The following is a 16,940-nucleotide window of genomic DNA, read 5'->3' as shown; positions in this document are numbered from 1 at the left end:
CCACCATGTCCGCTCAAATCATCCTGCCCTATCGAAATAACTCGAACGGAGGAAAGGGATCCAGCGCCGGCTGGGCCAAGCGGTCGATTGTCGAAAACTGTTGCAGCTTGGACTCACACTTTAGGTGCGAGGTCGATCAACAGCAAGCTTTGCATTGCTCACCCCCAGCATGGCCCGAACGACCACCGTGGCCGCCATCAGTTCGCGCCCATGCGAAATCCGCCACAAATCGCATGGCTCGAAATTTGCGGGCAGGCTCTGGTACCACATTCAACGGAAACGCTGTTGAAATATTGATCTTCCAGCATCTTTCCCAAGTCACCCGACCCAGGCCGCTACCGATTTGTAGGATTCTACAACTGCCACACGATTCCAATCTGTGCTGATTTCTCCGCGGAAGAAACAACGACGGAGAAGTTCATGCGAGTTGTCGCGTTCTCGACGCCCCGAACGATCCAGGAGACGCATCTCCTCCACATGCATCACAAACTCCGTGCCCGCGTGTTCTCCGGTCGCCTGGGTTGGGACGTCAAGGTAACCGCGGAATGCGAGTCCGATGACTTTGACGCTCATGGGCCAACCTACGTCCTCGCAATCTCCGCCTGTGGCCAAGTGGCCGGATGTGCAAGGCTGCTCCCGGCCCTCGGTCCGACCATGGTGACCGAGGTCTTTTCCTCGCTTCTCCCGAATGGCCGGCTAAATGCCCACCGCGCAATGATCGAAAGCTCGCGCTTTTGCGTCGACACCGCACTTAAGGAGGGAAGGGAAACGGGTTCAGTGCATGAAGCAACGCTGACCATGTTCGCGGGAATCATCGAATGGTGCATGGCGAACAACTTCTCGGAAATCGTCACGGTGACCGACGTCCGCTTCGAGCGGATCCTCGCTCGTGTCGATTGGCCGCTCCAGCGCCTCGGCCGACCCAGGAAGATCGGTGGTACCATGGCGGTAGCCGGCACCTTACCTGCCAATGAGGAGATGTTTCAGAAGCTCCGCCCTTCCAACTACCAGTCGGAATTCACCCCTAGCAACCATGCAGTGTAAGGAGAAATCGGTGAACCAGCTTCGCTCTCACCCCCGGCTTGTCCGCAAACTTCAAGAAGCCCTCGGCGATCAGCTCTGCGTCGCGCTAGATGATCCGACCGTCGTCGAGATAATGCTCAATCCGGACGGAAAGCTCTACATCGAACGGCTTGGGCACGGTATCGCTCCGGCCGGCGAGATGTCGTCGGCCGCCGCCGAAATGGTGATCGGCACGGTTGCCCATGCCCTCCAGTCCGAAGTCGACGCCGAGCAACCCATCATCTCCGGAGAGCTACCGATAGGCGGTCACCGGTTCGAAGGTCTGCTGCCGCCGGTGGTCGCCAAGCCTGCCTTCACGATTCGCCGACGCGCTTCGCGTCTAATCCCGCTCAACGATTATGTGTGCTCCGGCGTTATGACACAGGACCAGGCCTTCACGATTCGAAGCGCGATCTCCTCCAGGCTGAACATCATCATTTCGGGTGGTACCGGGTCTGGCAAGACAACGCTCGCGAATGCCGTGATCGACGAGATCGTGAAATGCGCACCAGAGGATCGGCTCGTCATTCTGGAGGATACGGCCGAGATCCAATGTACGGCGGAGAACGCCGTTCTTCTTCATACCAGTGACACTGTCGACATGGCACGGCTCTTGAAGAGCACCATGCGCCTGCGTCCCGATCGGATTGTTGTCGGCGAAGTCCGCGACGGTGCCGCTCTCACCTTGCTCAAGGCATGGAACACCGGTCACCCGGGTGGAGTGGCAACCATTCACTCGAACACCGCCCTGTCGGCGCTGCGTCGTCTTGAGCAGCTCACGGCGGAAGCAAGCCAGCAGCCCATGAACGAGCTGATCGGCGAAGCCGTCGATCTCGTTGTCTCCATCGAACGGACAGCGCGCGGGCGGCGCGTTCGCGACGTCATCCAGGTCGAGCGCTTCGTCAACGGCCGATATGAAATTGAATCCGACCAACTTAGCGAAGAACAGGAAGAAGCACATCATGTCGTGTAAGAACTTGAGTTTCATCGTTGCGCTGCTTGCCGCATCCTTCGCTCTTGCTAGCGTCACCCCAGCGTTCGCCAGTTCTGGCGGCAGCCTCCCCTGGGAAGGTCCGTTGCAGCAAATCCAGGAATCGATCACCGGTCCGGTCGCCGGCGCCATTGCACTGGCCGCCGTGGCCATCGCTGGCGGAATGCTGATCTTCGGCGGCGAGCTCAACGATTTCGCGCGGCGCTTGGTCTATGTCGTCCTTGTCGCCGGCATCCTGCTCGGCGCCACCAACATCGTGGGCCTGTTCGGCGCGACCGGTGCCTCGATCGGATTGCCGGACGCGCAGCTAACATCGAACGGACAACGCTTGGACGGGGGGAGGACTCATGACTGAGCCCGTATCTGGCCTGCAGCGCAACCGCATTCACCGTGCACTCTCGCGTCCGAACCTCCTGATGGGCGCCGACCGCGAACTAGTGCTGCTCACCGGTCTGGCCGCGGTCATCCTGATCTTCGTTGTGCTGACCGTCTATTCCGCGCTCTTTGGAGTCGCCGTTTGGATCGTCATCGTCGGACTTCTCAGGATGATGGCGAAGTCCGACCCATTCATGCGGCAGGTCTATATCCGGCATATCTCGTACAGACCCTATTATAAGGCGACCACGTCGCCTTGGCGCCGGTATTGAGGAGACGGCTATGGCGGCACTCAAACGCTTCCGCGCGACCGGTCCATCCTTCGCCGATCTGGTTCCCTATGCGGGCCTCGTCGACAATGGCGTTCTCCTGCTGAAGGACGGGAGCCTGATGGCCGGCTGGTACTTCGCCGGTCCGGACTCGGAAAGCGCGACCGATCTTGAACGCAACGGCCTTTCGCGGCAGATCAATGCGGTCCTCTCGCGGCTTGGAAGCGGCTGGATGATCCAGGTCGAGGCCATCCGCATTCCGACGGTCGATTATCCGTCGGAAGAGCGCTGCCATTTCCCCGATCCGGTCACGCGCGCGATCGACGCGGAGCGCCGGGCGCATTTCAAGCGGGATCAGGGGCATTTCGAGAGCAAGCACGCCCTCATTCTCACCTACCGGCCGCTTGAGTCCCGGAAGACCGCTCTCAGCAAATATATCTATTCGGATGAAGAGAGTCGGAAGAAGTCTTACGCGGACACGGTGCTCCTTGTTTTCAAGAATGCCATCCGTGAAATCGAGCAGTATCTCGCGAACACATTGTCGATCAGGCGAATGGAAACCCGTGAGACGATCGAGAAGGGAAGGGAAAGGATCGCCCGCTATGACGACCTGCTGCAATTCGTGCGATTCTGCATCACGGGCGAGAACCATCCGATCAGGCTTCCGGATATTCCCATGTACGTCGACTGGATCGCGACGGCCGAGCTTGAGCATGGCCTGACGCCAAAGGTCGAAAGCCGCTTCCTAGGCGTTGTCGCGATCGATGGTCTGCCGGCGGAGAGCTGGCCAGGCATTCTCAATAGCCTCGACTTGATGCCGCTGACCTATCGATGGTCATCCCGCTTCATTTTTCTCGATGCGGAGGAGTCGCGGCAAAAGCTGGAGCGCACGCGCAAGAAATGGCAGCAGAAAGTCCGGCCATTCTTCGACCAGATATTCCAAACACAAAACCGGTCGATGGACCAGGATGCGATGGCCATGGTGGCCGAGACCGAGGATGCCATCGCACAGGCCTCATCGCAGCTGGTTGCCTATGGCTATTACACGCCGGTCATCGTGCTGTTCGACAGCGACCGCGAGGCACTGCAGGAAAAGGCTGAGGCGATCCGCCGGCTGATCCAGGCCGAAGGTTTTGGCGCTCGGATAGAGACACTCAATGCGACGGACGCGTTTCTTGGCAGTCTGCCAGGCAATTGGTATTGCAATATCCGCGAACCACTGATCAACACCAGCAATCTCGCGGACCTCATCCCGCTCAACTCGGTGTGGTCGGGAAGCCCGATCGCCCCCTGCCCCTTCTACCCACCGAATTCGCCGCCCTTGATGCAGGTCGCGAGCGGATCCACCCCGTTCCGGCTGAACCTGCATGTCGATGATGTTGGCCACACGCTGATCTTCGGGCCGACGGGATCGGGTAAATCGACACTTCTGGCGCTGATCGCCGCGCAGTTCCGCCGATACGGCCAAGCTCAGATTTTCGCGTTCGACAAAGGAAGCGCGCTTTTGCCGCTGACGCTCGCGGCCGGCGGCGATCACTATGAGATCGGCGATGACGCCGAAGGGAAGGATCGGGCGCTGGCCTTCTGCCCCCTATCCGAACTCGGAAGCGACGCCGACCGTGCGTGGGCGACGGAATGGGTCGAGATGCTGATCGGCCTCCAGGGTGTCACCATCACGCCCGATCATCGTAATGCCATTTCCCGTCAGATCGGACTGATGGCGAGTGCTTCTGGGCGATCGCTTTCGGATTTCGCGAGCGGCGTGCAGCTGCGCGAGATAAAGGACGCACTGCATCACTACACCGTCGATGGGCCCATGGGGCAGCTCCTGGATGCCGAGAAAGACGGGCTGACCCTTGGCGCCTTCCAGACCTTCGAGATCGAGCAGCTCATGAGCATGGGCGAGCGCAACCTCGTCCCGGTTCTGACCTACCTGTTCCACCGGATCGAGAGGCGCCTGGACGGGCCTCCCAGTCTGATCGTCCTCGATGAGGCCTGGCTGATGCTCGGTCATCCCGTGTTCCGCGACAAGATCCGCGAATGGCTGAAGGTACTGCGCAAGGCCAATTGCGCGGTGGTGCTCGCGACCCAATCCATCTCGGACGCCGAGCGGTCCGGGATTATCGACGTCCTGAAGGAGTCGTGCCCGACCAAGATTTGCCTTCCCAATGGTTCCGCTCGACAGCCGGGCACGCGGGAGTTCTATGAGCGAATGGGCTTTAACGAGCGGCAGATCGACATTGTCTCCACCGCGATCCCCAAGCGCGAATATTACGTGGCGACGCCTGAAGGCCGACGCCTCTTCGACATGTCGCTCGGACCGGTCGCCCTTAGCTTCGTCGGCGCTTCCGGCAAGGAAGACTTGAAGCGCATCCGCGCGCTGAAATCCGAACATGGCCATGACTGGCCGATCCACTGGCTTGAATCGAGAGGAGTTCACGATGCCACATCGCTACTCAAGTTCGAATAGATGGTTCGCCTGGCTGGCGGCCGCGGCCCTGACGATCGGAACCGCGCCTTTAGCTCGAGCGGGGACCGCCACCGGTGCCGCGACGGAGTGGACGCAGCTCGCCAACAACGCGCAATTGGTGGACCTGCTCAAGAGCTCGGGCATCCAGGTCGACAACCAGCTGACGCAGATCAGCCAGCTTGCGGATCAGATCGAAAACCAGCTCAAGATCTACCAGAACATGCTGCAAAACACGGCTCGGCTTCCCGATCATATCTGGGGACAGGTTGAAAGCGATCTCAATCAGCTGCGCGGTATCGTCAACCAAGGTCAGGGCATCGCCTTTTCGATGGGCAATGCCGACGATGTTCTTCAGCAGCGTTTTCAGAGTTATGCCGATCTTAAAACCGGCCTGCCGGACAACGCGACGTTCTCCTCGACCTATCAGTCCTGGTCAAACACAAACCGCCACACCATCGCCAGCTCCCTGAAGGCGGCGAGCCTGACGGCCAGCCAATTCGACAGCGAGGAGGAGACGATGTCGTCCTTGCGATCGATGTCGGAGACGGCCGATGGGCAGATGAAGGCCTTACAGGTGGGCCACGAAATCGCCGCCCAGCAGGTCGCGCAGATGCAGAAGCTTCGCGGTCTCGTCTCACAGCAAATGACGATGATGGGAACTTGGCTCCAGACCGAGCAGACCGACAAGGATTTGGCTCAGGCCCGTCGGGAAAAGTTCTTCAGTGCGAAGGCGCCATCGACGTCCGGCGGCGAGAAAATGAAGGTGGAGTGGTGAGAACGAAAGCAATCCTCATTGTGGCCGCATCAATTCTGGCCTTCGGCAGCGCCTGCATTTGGATGCTGATCTCCGAAAAGCAGGCGGCTCAGGAGCGCAGGACGATGTTCTTTGGCTCATCGAAGGAGTACCCGACATCCGGCGGCGAGAAGATGAAGGTCGAATGGTGATCCAATGACACACACAACGACACTTCATCAGCTCCGGTTCGCCATGCTGATTGCCGCGTTCGCGGTGGTGACGACCCAGCCTACGTTTGCTCAAGAAGGATCCGTTTTGACGTCCCTTCAGGGCCAGATCACGACCGCTGCGAAGGGGTGGGAAACCACCGTAATGGACGCCGCGAAATCTCTGTTCTGGATCCTCGCGTCGATCGAGATCGGCATTGCCGCCGTCTGGCTCGCTATCCAGTCAGCCACCCTGGATAGCTGGTTCGCCGAACTGGTGCGACGGATCATGTTCGTCGGCTTCTTCGCGTTCGTCCTAGCACAGGGGCCAACCTTTGCGAAAGCAGTCGTAGACAGTCTGTTTCAGATCGGCGCCGGCGGCGGGACGGCCTCCCCGGCTGACGTGTTCAATGCCGGATTGGCAGTTGCAACGAAGATGTCGGAAAAAGTCCAATTCGGCCTCTTCGAGGACAATGCGCTCGCTATCTCGGCGGCGTTCGCCATGGTCGTCACGGTTATCGCATTTTCTCTTGTCGCTGCCATTTTCGTTTCCGTGATGGTGGAGATGTATATCGGGCTCCTCGCCGGCATGATCATGCTCGGTCTTGGCGGTTCGTCCTTTACCAAGGATTTTGCAGTCCGATATCTAGTCTACGCCTTCTCGGTCGGGATGAAGCTAATGGCCCTGGTGATGATCTCCAGGATCGGATCGGAAGTCCTGATCGGCCTGGCGAACGAACCTGATGTTGGCGACCAGTTCCAAACCGCGTTGGCGATCGCCGGCATTTCCGTCGTGGTCTTCATTATCGCCATGTATGTACCGAGCATCCTTCAGGGTGTTGTCCAGGGAGCCTCCGTCAGCGGCGGTATGGAGACGATCCGCCATGGTGGACAGGCGGCATCCTTCGCCACCGGCGCCGGGTTCCTCGCCGCTGGCGCTGCCGGCGCGGGCTTCGCGGCGGCCCAGGCCGCACGAGCCGCGGGCTCTTCCGTCGCTGGCGCCGCTCTTCGCGGTATCGGTGTGGGCTTCGGTTCGGGCGCGCAAGCAGCCGGCTCAGCCGCCAAGGAAAAGGCGATCGGCTCCCCCGGCGCCTATGCCGGCTCCATTCTCGGACTTGCGAATGCGAAGCTCGATGAACAGCGTGGCGGTCACGGCGCGCCAAAGCCGCCCCCGGAACGCAACGACAGATCATAAATCACAAGGGAAGAACAAATGGCAGCGAACCGCGCACCTGATAATCCGTATCTCGCCGCACGTCTTGAATGGAACGAACGCTATGGCTCCTATGTGAAAGCCGCCGCCGCTTGGCGGATCGTCGGCATCCTTGGCCTGGCAATGGCCGTGATCGGGTTCGGCTACGCGATGTATCTGAGTACCCAAGTGAAGCTTGTCCCCTATATCGTCGAGGTCGACAAGCTTGGAACCGCGGTAACAGCCGGCTTCCCCGAACAAATCGAGTATGCCGATGCGCGGGTGGTACGCTCGACGCTCGGCAACTTCGTCACGAGCTTCCGTTCTATCACGCCCGACGCCGTGGTACAGAAGCAATATATCGACCGCACCTACGCCCTGCTGCGCACCTCCGATCCGTCGACCGAGAAGATCAACACTTGGTTCCGCGGCAATTCACCCTTCGAGAGGGCGAGATCCTCGACGGTCGCGATCGAGGTCAACAACATCGTGGCGCTTTCGAAGCAGACCTATCAGATCGACTGGACGGAATACGAGCGGGACCGGAAGGGCAAGGAAACCGGGACCCGTCACTTTCGTGGCATCGCCACGGTCGCGCTTACCGCGCCGCAGGATGAGGCGACGATCCGCCTCAATCCCATCGGCCTCTATGTCCGGGATTTCGACTGGACGGCTCAGCTTTAAGGATAGGGATATCTCAATGCGAAAAAGAGGATTGATCGCGGCCGCCGGCTGTATGGCCGGACTCGCCTTTGTGGCGTGCGCGCAGGCGCAAAGCATGACCACGAATGAAGTGAGGGGAACGACTATTTCCCGGAAGTGGCGTGGGGCACCTGGCCTGGTCACGACAGGACCGGATGGCAAGGTCATCTTCCTGTTCGGCGAGACCCAGCCCTCGGTCGTCTGTTCGCCACTGCAGGTCTGCGATATCGAGCTGCAGGGTGGTGAGATCGTCCGTGACGTGCTGGTGGGCGACACGGTGCGCTGGAAGGTGGAACCCGCGACATCGGGGGCCACCGGAGGCCAGGCGATCCACCTGATCGTCAAGCCTTCCGAATCTGGTCTTGTGACCTCGATGGTGGTCACGACATCGCGACGCACCTACCATATTCAGCTCAAGTCTCACCCCAGCCAATACATGGCGCGTGTCGGCTTCGAATATCCGGAAGATGTTTCGACCAAGCTCGCGGATATCAATGCCCGTCTCGAAACAGGCGGCATTCCGGGCACGACGCCGGATAAGCTGAACTTCTCCTATTCCGTGAGCGGCAGCGCGCCCTGGAGGCCAAAGCGGGTCTATTCGGACGGTGTGAAGACCTACATCCAGTTCCCGAAGTCGATCTCGGGTCAGGACGCACCGGTACTGTTCGTCGTTTCCGGCGGCCAAAATCGCATCGTGAACTATCGGATGAAGAATGACATGATGACCGTCGACTATGCCATCGACAAGGCGATCCTCGTTTCCGGCGTCGGTTGGCGACAGCAGAAGATCACTATCCGGCGGGGAGGATGATCGATGGGCAAGCTTTTCGGATTCCTGCTCGTGGTCGTGCTACTTTCCGGTTGCCAAACGGGGGATGACGCGCTGACCACGAGCTCAACTCCCGTCGCCGTCACCGGACCCGCCGCAAGCGCCATTGCCGGTGACATGGCAAGCCGGCTTGCCGAGCAGATCGGTCCGGCCGGTGTGGCGACGATCAAGATGGAGAACGACACCTCGGAGTTCGCGACCGCCCTCGAGGCGGCCCTGAAGGGGTGGGGCTACACGGTCGTCACGGACGGCAAGGTTGCGAAGGACGTCAAGCCGGTTGAGCTTGCTTATGCAATCGAGCGGTTCGATGGACAGGTTTTCGCGCGCCTGTCGACGCCTTCGATCGCTCTTGGCCGTGCTTATACGCCGACGGGATCCGGCGCCGCGCCGGCCAGTCCGCTTTCGATCATGCGGCGCAACTGAGGGAGATCGAAATGGGCCAATCGCTCCAGCTTGGCACGTCAGGCCAAGCCGACGATCAGACCGGCATGCGCCGGCTCAACCGCCTGCCGATCATCGTCGCCATCATCGTCATCACGCTGTTCGTGGGAATCGTCGTCATCGGTCTGTCGCTGCGCGGTCTTTCCTTCCAACGTGGCGACATCGTGGAGGCGTCTAACAGCCCCGCGACCAATTTCGGCGACCAGCTCAAGAGAGGTGTAACCGATGGCATTATCGGTGAGCCGGAAAAGCAGGAGTCGTTTCAACCAACTCCCGTTATCGTGGAAAAAACGGAGAAGCACGAACCACTCGTCGAACGTCAGCCACCGGAGCGGCAAGATCGTCGACAAAGGCTGGAGTCGGAAGAGGAGTGGAAGGCGCGGTTGAAGCGGGAGCAGGACGAGCAATATATCCGTGAAGCACAGCGCCAACGGATGGCGCGCCTTCAGGCCCGCGCCACCGCGCTCGATTCACCGCTTAAAGTCGACATCTCGGATGTCGAGAAGGCGGCGAGTTCCACCAATGAGCCTGGTCGCCAGGCGCCGAATGCCGCCGCGAACAATGCTTCGGACCTCTACGCCACCGCCATGAAATCCGGGCTTATCGGCCAAAACGTCGACCAGAACGGCCAGGCGTCGAAGGAGGATTTCTTCAACCAGGACATCAAGGATCTCGGCTACCTGCCGAACCAGGTCGTGCCGCGGATGTCGCCTTATGAACTGAAGCGCGGCTCGGTCATTCCGGCAACCTTGATCACCGGCCTCAACTCCGACCTGCCTGGGCGCATGAGCGCGCAGGTCAGCCAGAACGTCTATGACAGCGCGACGGGCTATCGCCTCCTCATCCCGCAAGGCGCCAAGCTGTTCGGTCGATATGACTCGAAAGTTTCCTTCGGCCAGGAGCGGGTACTAGTCGTCTGGACGGATCTTATATTCCCAAACGGGTCTACCTTGCGGATCGGCGGCATGGCCGGCACCGACGCCGAGGGATATGGGGGCTTCCGGGACAAGGTAGACCGCCATCTCTGGAGGACATTCGGTTCAGCGGCGCTGGTGGCGATTATCGGGACTGGGATCGACATGTCGATGCCGGAAAGCTCAACGCTTGCGACGCAGGACACGGCGTCGGATGCCGCGCGACGAAATTTCGCCGAGAGCTTCGGCCGGGTCGCGGAACAGACGATCTCGAAGAGCCTCAATGTTCAGCCGACGATCCAAATCAGGCCGGGCTACAAATTCAACGTCCTGGTGGACCAGGACATAATCTTCCCGGCCCCCTATCAGGGATAAGAGAAGCTTCGACGGAGCGTCAAGCGGAACGCATCGATGATTTCGGTGCATCCGTCTCGTCCCTAAGTCGCTGAATTTTCCGTAGAAGGTGCCGATGCCAAACGAGGTCCCGCGAGTCCCGATTCCTTCAGCTGCCGTCCGATCCATTTTCCCTGGCGGCCAGCAGGCATATCCCGCGGGCAACATCCAATGATCGTTCGAAGGCCGGCAGAGGTAGAAACTCGAAGCGAGAATGAAAGTTGTGCGCGCCGGTGAAGAAGTTCGGAGTCGGTGTTCCTCGAGCGGAAAGCACGGCGCCATCGGTGCCGCCGCGCATTGGCAGGAGCTTCGCTTCGATCCCGAGCTCGGCGAGAACCTCGAAAAGCAGCTCAGCGGCGCGGTTATCATCGCAAAGGCTGCTGGCGATATTTTGGTAGGTATCGGCCAGCTGGCAGCGAACATCGCCAGTCGGATATCGCGAGTTGACCAAATCCGCTATCTCCAAGATCCGACGTTTGCGTTCATTGAATCCGATCTCATCGAAGTCCCGGATCAGGGCGATCAACGTCGCCTGGCTGTCATTTGCGATCAGATCCTTGAACCAGAAAAAACCCTCCCGATCCTGAGTGCATTCCGGTGCATCGCCACGGTCGAAGTGGCCGATGAAGTCCATGGCCATTAGCAGGGGATTGACGAGGGTGCCCTTCGCCGACATGGGATGAGCGCTGACACCCGTGAAGACGATTTCACAAGATGCGGCGTTGAAGGTCTCAAGGACTACTTCGCCTAGCTCGCAGCAATCGATCGTATAGGCGAAATCGCAAGGGAAGCGGGAGAGATCGAGCGCCTTGGATCCCCGCAGCCCGATTTCCTCGTCTGGTGCGAAGGCAACGAAGATGTCTCCGTGCTCGCCTTTTGCATCGAGCCGGGCAAGGAGTGTCATGATGACCGCGATCGCCGCCTTGTTATCCGCGCCCAGGACGCTGGTGCCGTCGCCGAAGATGATCTCCTCGCCTGCCCAACGGAGAATTTCCGGATGTTCGTCGACGCGCAGCCAAATGTCCTCGCGAGGATTGAGGCAAAGATCCGCTCCCTCGAAGCGAAGAACCCGCGGTCGGACGATCGGCGAGAGACCGACGTCGACTGTATCAAGATGGGCTATGAAGCCAACTTTTGGAGCCTTCGGTCTGCTCCCGCGCTTCACCGCCGTCACGATCGCATGCTCGTCGACCTGGACATCATCGAGCCCGAGCGTACGCAACTCCTCTGCCAGCAAGACGGCGAGCTCGAGTTGTCCGGGTGATGATGGCAGCGATTGGGAACGGCCGTCGCTCTGGCTCTCGATCGCGGCATAACGAAAAAATCGACTGACGAGCTCGTCTCGAACTTGCATGTTTTTCATCCCATCCAGGCTGGCCCAAGGGGGTGCCGTCGAAATCCTCGGCATTCTCATTCGTGGCACGGCCGATCGCTGCATTTGGGCATGGCGTCAGATAGCGAAGCGATCGCGCATGACCTCCGACCCTGATGTCCTCGGCTCGAGCCGCACGACGCCAATATCGCCCTCGATCACGATATCGACGCCAAGGCTGGCCGATTGTTGGGAAAACCGCCGCAAGATTCTCTCGGCGCTTTTCCCGGTTGCCAGATGTGGCACCAGCCGGCGCTCCAGCAGTCGGTCCTTCAGTCCCTCGTCGCCGCCGATGATGACGGGATGAAGCGTTATGGCGGTAAGATTGTTGTCACCGTCGAAAGAGCACGAGCCGATCACGCTCTCCCAGACCTCGGGTGCCGTCCAAGTCGATTTTTCCGAACGAACATGGAAGATGAAATTGCCGAGACTGTAGAAGATCGGCTTGGCCCGATAGATCTCCAGGGGCTGGAGAACCGGCGCGCCGTGGCTGACGAACATGGCGGCTCCCGCGTCGATGCACTGCCGGGCGACGCCGCCGACCCATTCGGGAACCTGGTACCAGTCCGAGGCCCAGTGATGATGGTGCAGATAGGCGACCGCCAAGGAGCCGTCGGCCGCGGCGGAGCCGATCGCCGCGAGATTTCTCGCCATGTCGCGCTCATCGATCGTCACGCCGCGGCCGAACCCGTTGGATCGCGTGAACACGGCGCGACCGATACCGATCTCGCGATCTGGAGAGAGACGCCGTGGATCGTCCGGCTGGCTGTCATTGGCAAGGTCGATCGGCGTGTAGCCGACCCTGTCCCGGATGACGCCGATCCGTCGGAACGACTCTTCGTCCACCTCGATCACCTGTGACAGTCCGAGCCGGTTCACGCCGGGGCGCTCGGGACGGCCGTTGTCCGCATCCGCCGCATACATGAAATCCGGACCCGGACCGCCATCCATCGCGATGATCGCGACACGCCGGCCCTTGATTGTCCCGACACCCGCACGCGAGGCCTCCTGAAGGTTGCGACCAAGACCGGCATGGAGGAAGCCACGCTTCTCCACCTCTTCCAGCGTCGACAACACGCCCGGCGGGCCAAGATCGAAGGCATGATTGTTCGAGAGCGAAAGCGCGCCGAACCCCATGGATCGGAGAGCGTCCAGGACGGCTGGTTTGCTGCATCCGAAGAACGAACCCTTTAGCGGCCAACCGCCGTGATTACCAAGGATCGTCCCCTCGAAATTGGTGAACGAGAGATCGGCCTGATGAAGTAGCGAGCGAACCTGCCCGAAGGCTGCAGCGCTTATATCGTGGATGTCGTGCTTTATGAGCGATTGGCCTGTGACGGCCAACGTGAAGCTGTTGTTCATATGTCACCTTTTATCGCGGCGAATGCCGCCAATTTCCAAAAACCAATATTGAAGCGCGCACCGGCGCTCAGCCGTTGCAACAATCGAGGCTCAGGCCATGAAGCGGTGAGGCCGCGCGCTGATGAGCGTTTGCGTGTAGGGATTGCGGGAACGCGAGAAGACGGCATCGCAAGGACCGGCATCCTCCACTTGGCCATTCCTGAAGATGTAAAGGGAATCGCAGAGCTGCTGCACGACGGCCAGATCATGGGAGATAAAGATCATGGTGATGTCCCGCTCGGTGATGGTGTCCTTCAGCAGCGTCACGATCTCCGCCTGCACGGAGACGTCGAGAGCCGATGTCGGTTCGTCCGCCACGATGATTTGCGGCTCAGCCAGCAGGGCTCGCGCTATGCAGGCGCGTTGCTTCTGGCCGCCCGAAAGCTGGTGCGGATATCGGCCGAGCAGGCTTCGGGCGAGGCCGAGGCGATCCATCATCCTCACGAGATCGTCGGGCTCGCCATCGTGACGCGAAACTCCGCCAAATCGGATGCTTTCGCGCAGCGTCTCCTCGATCGTCATCCTGGGATTGAGCGACATGGCCGGGTCCTGAAAGATCATCTGCACGCGGCCGAGAAGACCGCCTCGCCGGCCATTCCTCGAAGGGTCATAATCCCTTCCGTCGATGATGATCCTGCCTGTTTGTGCCGTGTCGAGGCCAGCGACGATACGGCCAAGAGTCGTCTTGCCGCTCCCGCTCTCGCCGACGATGCCGGTGATCGTGCCGCGCCGCAGTTGGACATTGACGTCACGCAGCGCGAACTTCGGGCCGTTCAGGCCAAGGCGCCACGCCAGGCCCGGCGGCGGGAAGGTTTTGGAAAGACCTTCAACCACGAGAAACATGTCTCGCTCGTTATCGTTCTCGACGGAAACAATCCCACCCGTGTCATTATCAGTCTTCACAGCCGTCACGGCGATCCGCAGCCGCGGGACGGCCGCGAGCAGGTTCCGCGTATAGTCATTTCGCGGCACGTCCAGGATAGCCGTGGTACGATCCTGCTCGACCACTTGGCCCTTTCTCATGACAAGGACCCGGTCGGTGATCTCGGAAACCACGCCCATGTCATGCGTGACGAGGACGACCGAGACGCCGGTTTCATCGACGAGGGTTCGAAGCAATCCGAGAATCTGCTTCTGGACGGTGGCATCCAGCGCCGATGTCGGCTCGTCGGCGATGATGATGTCCGGAGAGCCGGCAAGCGCGATGGCGATGACAATCCGCTGTCTTTGGCCACCCGAAAACTGATGCGGGTAATCGCCATATCGCCGCTCCGGGTCGGGAATTCCAACTCGGCCCAGCAGATCGATCGCACGCGCGCGGGCCTGGCGCCGAAAAAGAGAGGGGTCGATCGCCAGGATCGTCTCCTGGATCTGGATCCCGACGCTCATTAGCGGATCGAGCGAGGATGTATGATCCTGAAAAATAGCCGATATCCGCCGCCCACGAATGGCATCTCGCTCACTCATTGTCATGGCGTCGATGGACTTGCCATCGAATTCGATCGTTCCGGTCGATTGCTGGAATTCCGGTGCGAGCAGGCCGAGCACGGCATTACCCAGTGTGGATTTTCCCGCTCCCGACTCGCCGATGACACCGAGGATCTCGCCACGATCGAGTTCGAAGCTCACATCGGTCAGGATTGTGACCGGCCCGGACGCCGAGCGGTAACGAAGGCCAAAATTGCACACCCGAAGCAGGGGAGTCTTCATATTTTCTTCGCTCATGCCGCGCGGCTCCTCGGGTCAAGACGGCGGCGAATATCCTCGCCGACCAGATTGATGCTGGCGATCAGCCCGAATAGGGCGAGGCCGGGGAAAAGGCTGATCCAGTATTGGCCGGTCAGGAGATACTGAAAGCCATTCGCGACGGTGGAACCAAGGGATGGCTTGTCGAGCGGCACCCCAAGGCCCAGAAAGGACAAGGTCGCCTCGAGCGCCACGGCGTGACCGATCTCGATCGGTATCAGGGTCACGGCAGGCGCGATGCTGTTCGGCAGCAGGTGGCGAAAGATGATCCGCGAGGTCGGCATCCGCAGCAAGCGCGCGGCATCCATGTAAGGCTTGCCCGTCTCGCTCAAGGCGATGCCGCGCGCGAGCCGCGCATAGATCGCCCATTGGGCGATGATCAGGGCCAGGATGATCCGGTCCATTCCGGGTCCGAGCGTGACGATGGCGATCAGGGCGATGAGGATCGTCGGAAGGCTAAGCTGCAGGTCGACCAGCCGCATGATCGCGATGTCAACCCACTTGCCGAAAAAGGCAGCACTAACGCCAGCGGTGAGCCCGATCAACGCGGCGATAGCGGCGCTGGTGACCGATACGACGAGGCTGATGCGCAATCCGTAGAGGATGCAGCTGACGATATCCCTGCCGAGCCCGTCCGTGCCGAGCAAGTAAAGATAGCCGCCACTGCCCGGTGTGCCCGGCGGAGAGGATGCCTCCCAGCCGTAGATCTGCAGCGGATCATAAGGGTTTTGCGGCGCGATCGCCGGCGCGGCGACCGCGACGAGGATATAGACAGCGAGCACGATGTTGGCGGCGGTCAGGACTTGAAGGCGCGGACGCCTCTTCAGCGTGTTTAGGATTTCAGTTCTCACGATGGATCACCTTATGAAGACAAGCGCACGCGCGGGTCGAGCACGGCCTGGAACAGGTCGACAAGGGCGTTCAGAACGACGAAGGCGACGGCGATGAAGGTCAGGGTGGCCATCACGACCGGCCGGTCGAGGAGCTGGATGGAATCAATCAGCAGCTTGCCGACGCCCGGCCACGCGAAGATGGATTCCACCACCACCGCGAAGGCGAGCATGCCGCCGAACTGCAGGCCGATGATGGTCACGATCGGCACGCTGATGTTGGGAAGCGTGTGGCGAAACAGTATCCGTCGCGGGGAAAGGCCCTTGGCGCGACAGAACCGGGTGAAGTCCAGGTTTTCGACTTCGATCGTGCCTGCTCGCGACAGCCTGGCGATCAGCGCGATATTCGGGATGGCGAGCGCCAGGGCGGGCAGGGCGAGATGCCACAGGCCGTTCGCGGTGAACACGCTCCAGTCCTCGCCGAGGACGACCACGGTCGAACCCCGGCCGCCGGACGGGAACCAGCCCGTCAGGATGGCGCCGACTAGGATCAGCATCATGCTCAGCCAGAATGATGGAACGCTGAGCGCGAACACGCTTGATCTCAAGATGGCCTTATCGAGTGACGTACCCTTCCTCCGGCCGGCGAGGAGCCCCACTCCTACGCCGACCGGAGCCGCGATGAGCATCGCCACGCAGGCGAGTTCGAGCGTCGCGGGAAGCTTGGCTATGACCAGCGCGAAGGCCGGCAGGTGATAGATGTAGGACGTGCCGAAGTTTCCATGCACGACATTGTCCAGGAACAGGAGATACTGACGCCAGATCGGTTGATCCAGCCCGAGCGCGATGGTCGCGCGCCGGATATCCTCGGGCGTGGCGGTTTCCATATTGACGATGCTGAACACCGGGTTGCCGACGCTGTGAAGCCCGATGAAACCGATCAGCGACATGGCGAGGAGGAGAAGGAGGGCTTGAGAAAGCCTTCCGAATGCGACTGAAACCAAGGCCATG

Annotated in this window: 17 protein-coding genes; 12 read left to right on the top strand and 5 right to left on the bottom strand. The window is 60.4% G+C overall.

What is annotated here, in order from left to right:
- Positions 1-420 precede the first annotated feature (420 nt).
- From JJQ51_RS20850 to trbI, 12 genes are read left to right on the top strand one after another with little or no spacing between them, the layout of a single operon-like run.
- Positions 421-1,044 carry an acyl-homoserine-lactone synthase gene (locus tag JJQ51_RS20850; RefSeq protein ID WP_113354764.1) on the top strand — a complete coding sequence of 208 codons (624 nt, stop codon included), beginning with the start codon at positions 421-423 and terminating at the stop codon, positions 1,042-1,044.
- 10 nt (positions 1,045-1,054) lie between these two features.
- The gene (gene trbB, locus JJQ51_RS20845; RefSeq protein ID WP_269245245.1) at positions 1,055-2,035 is read left to right on the top strand and encodes a P-type conjugative transfer ATPase TrbB; all 981 of its coding nucleotides are present in this window, start codon (positions 1,055-1,057) and stop codon (positions 2,033-2,035) included.
- Positions 2,025-2,408: a TrbC/VirB2 family protein gene (locus JJQ51_RS20840; RefSeq protein WP_069610840.1), complete on the top strand. Its 384-nt coding sequence runs from the start codon at positions 2,025-2,027 to the stop codon at positions 2,406-2,408. The genes trbB and JJQ51_RS20840 overlap by 11 nt, the downstream gene beginning before the upstream one ends.
- Positions 2,401-2,700 (top strand): conjugal transfer protein TrbD, encoded by a 300-nt coding sequence (locus JJQ51_RS20835; protein WP_069610839.1) that lies wholly within the window; start codon positions 2,401-2,403, stop codon positions 2,698-2,700. The genes JJQ51_RS20840 and JJQ51_RS20835 overlap by 8 nt, the downstream gene beginning before the upstream one ends.
- 10 nt (positions 2,701-2,710) lie before the next feature.
- A complete protein-coding gene (locus tag JJQ51_RS20830) occupies positions 2,711-5,167 on the top strand; it encodes a conjugal transfer protein TrbE (RefSeq protein ID WP_269245244.1) in 2,457 nt (818 codons plus the stop codon).
- A complete protein-coding gene (trbJ, locus tag JJQ51_RS20825) occupies positions 5,139-5,942 on the top strand; it encodes a P-type conjugative transfer protein TrbJ (protein WP_113354761.1) in 804 nt (267 codons plus the stop codon). The genes JJQ51_RS20830 and trbJ overlap by 29 nt, the downstream gene beginning before the upstream one ends.
- Complete coding sequence (gene trbK, locus JJQ51_RS20820) at positions 5,936-6,112, top strand: entry exclusion protein TrbK (RefSeq protein WP_113354760.1); 177 nt, start codon at positions 5,936-5,938, stop codon at positions 6,110-6,112. The genes trbJ and trbK overlap by 7 nt, the downstream gene beginning before the upstream one ends.
- Before the next feature lie 4 nt (positions 6,113-6,116).
- Positions 6,117-7,304: a P-type conjugative transfer protein TrbL gene (gene trbL / locus JJQ51_RS20815; protein ID WP_113354759.1), complete on the top strand. Its 1,188-nt coding sequence runs from the start codon at positions 6,117-6,119 to the stop codon at positions 7,302-7,304.
- Positions 7,305-7,322: 18 nt separating this feature from the next.
- The gene (locus JJQ51_RS20810; RefSeq protein ID WP_113354758.1) at positions 7,323-7,985 is read left to right on the top strand and encodes a conjugal transfer protein TrbF; all 663 of its coding nucleotides are present in this window, start codon (positions 7,323-7,325) and stop codon (positions 7,983-7,985) included.
- Between the two features lie 16 nt (positions 7,986-8,001).
- Complete coding sequence (gene trbG / locus JJQ51_RS20805; RefSeq protein WP_113354757.1) at positions 8,002-8,814, top strand: P-type conjugative transfer protein TrbG; 813 nt, start codon at positions 8,002-8,004, stop codon at positions 8,812-8,814.
- A gap of 3 nt (positions 8,815-8,817) precedes the next feature.
- Entirely contained in the window at positions 8,818-9,255 is a 438-nt protein-coding gene (trbH, locus tag JJQ51_RS20800; protein ID WP_113354756.1) for a conjugal transfer protein TrbH, read from the top strand.
- 11 nt (positions 9,256-9,266) lie between these two features.
- On the top strand, positions 9,267-10,562 hold the full coding sequence (trbI, locus tag JJQ51_RS20795) for an IncP-type conjugal transfer protein TrbI (protein ID WP_269245243.1): 1,296 nt from the start codon (positions 9,267-9,269) through the stop codon (positions 10,560-10,562).
- A gap of 127 nt (positions 10,563-10,689) precedes the next feature.
- Here the strand turns inward: trbI and pepT are convergent, their stop codons facing one another.
- The 5 genes from pepT to JJQ51_RS20770 all read right to left on the bottom strand — a co-directional run bounded on the left by pepT (position 10,690) and on the right by JJQ51_RS20770 (position 16,939).
- Entirely contained in the window at positions 10,690-11,934 is a 1,245-nt protein-coding gene (gene pepT, locus JJQ51_RS20790) for a peptidase T (RefSeq protein ID WP_269245242.1), read from the bottom strand.
- 96 nt (positions 11,935-12,030) lie between these two features.
- Entirely contained in the window at positions 12,031-13,314 is a 1,284-nt protein-coding gene (locus JJQ51_RS20785; protein WP_269245241.1) for a CapA family protein, read from the bottom strand.
- Between the two features lie 90 nt (positions 13,315-13,404).
- On the bottom strand, positions 13,405-15,078 hold the full coding sequence (locus tag JJQ51_RS20780) for a dipeptide ABC transporter ATP-binding protein (protein ID WP_269245240.1): 1,674 nt from the start codon (positions 15,076-15,078) through the stop codon (positions 13,405-13,407).
- Positions 15,075-15,950: an ABC transporter permease gene (locus tag JJQ51_RS20775; RefSeq protein ID WP_113354752.1), complete on the bottom strand. Its 876-nt coding sequence runs from the start codon at positions 15,948-15,950 to the stop codon at positions 15,075-15,077. Before JJQ51_RS20775 ends, JJQ51_RS20780 begins: the two co-directional genes overlap by 4 nt.
- Positions 15,951-15,961: 11 nt before the next feature.
- On the bottom strand, positions 15,962-16,939 hold the full coding sequence (locus JJQ51_RS20770; RefSeq protein WP_113354751.1) for an ABC transporter permease: 978 nt from the start codon (positions 16,937-16,939) through the stop codon (positions 15,962-15,964).
- Position 16,940 lies beyond the last annotated feature (1 nt).

This window comes from Rhizobium sp. AG207R (genome assembly GCF_027109195.1).
Classification (GTDB): domain Bacteria; phylum Pseudomonadota; class Alphaproteobacteria; order Rhizobiales; family Rhizobiaceae; genus Rhizobium; species Rhizobium dioscoreae.
Note: the sequence above shows the minus strand (reverse complement) of the source record. Positions and strands in the feature narration are given on the sequence as shown.

Excerpts from the sequence above, each read along its gene's own strand:
- JJQ51_RS20850 (WP_113354764.1), top strand. The coding sequence starts at position 421 with ATGCGAGTTGTCGCGTTCTCGACGCCCCGAACGATCCAGGAGACGCAT.
- JJQ51_RS20840 (WP_069610840.1), top strand. The coding sequence starts at position 2,025 with ATGTCGTGTAAGAACTTGAGTTTCATCGTTGCGCTGCTTGCCGCATCC.
- JJQ51_RS20835 (WP_069610839.1), top strand. The coding sequence starts at position 2,401 with ATGACTGAGCCCGTATCTGGCCTGCAGCGCAACCGCATTCACCGTGCA.
- JJQ51_RS20830 (WP_269245244.1), top strand. The coding sequence starts at position 2,711 with ATGGCGGCACTCAAACGCTTCCGCGCGACCGGTCCATCCTTCGCCGAT.
- trbJ (WP_113354761.1), top strand. The coding sequence starts at position 5,139 with ATGCCACATCGCTACTCAAGTTCGAATAGATGGTTCGCCTGGCTGGCG.
- trbL (WP_113354759.1), top strand. The coding sequence starts at position 6,117 with ATGACACACACAACGACACTTCATCAGCTCCGGTTCGCCATGCTGATT.
- JJQ51_RS20810 (WP_113354758.1), top strand. The coding sequence starts at position 7,323 with ATGGCAGCGAACCGCGCACCTGATAATCCGTATCTCGCCGCACGTCTT.
- trbG (WP_113354757.1), top strand. The coding sequence starts at position 8,002 with ATGCGAAAAAGAGGATTGATCGCGGCCGCCGGCTGTATGGCCGGACTC.
- trbH (WP_113354756.1), top strand. The coding sequence starts at position 8,818 with ATGGGCAAGCTTTTCGGATTCCTGCTCGTGGTCGTGCTACTTTCCGGT.
- trbI (WP_269245243.1), top strand. The coding sequence starts at position 9,267 with ATGGGCCAATCGCTCCAGCTTGGCACGTCAGGCCAAGCCGACGATCAG.
- pepT (WP_269245242.1), bottom strand. The coding sequence starts at position 11,934 with ATGCAAGTTCGAGACGAGCTCGTCAGTCGATTTTTTCGTTATGCCGCG.
- JJQ51_RS20785 (WP_269245241.1), bottom strand. The coding sequence starts at position 13,314 with ATGAACAACAGCTTCACGTTGGCCGTCACAGGCCAATCGCTCATAAAG.
- JJQ51_RS20780 (WP_269245240.1), bottom strand. The coding sequence starts at position 15,078 with ATGAGCGAAGAAAATATGAAGACTCCCCTGCTTCGGGTGTGCAATTTT.
- JJQ51_RS20770 (WP_113354751.1), bottom strand. The coding sequence starts at position 16,939 with ATGGCCTTGGTTTCAGTCGCATTCGGAAGGCTTTCTCAAGCCCTCCTT.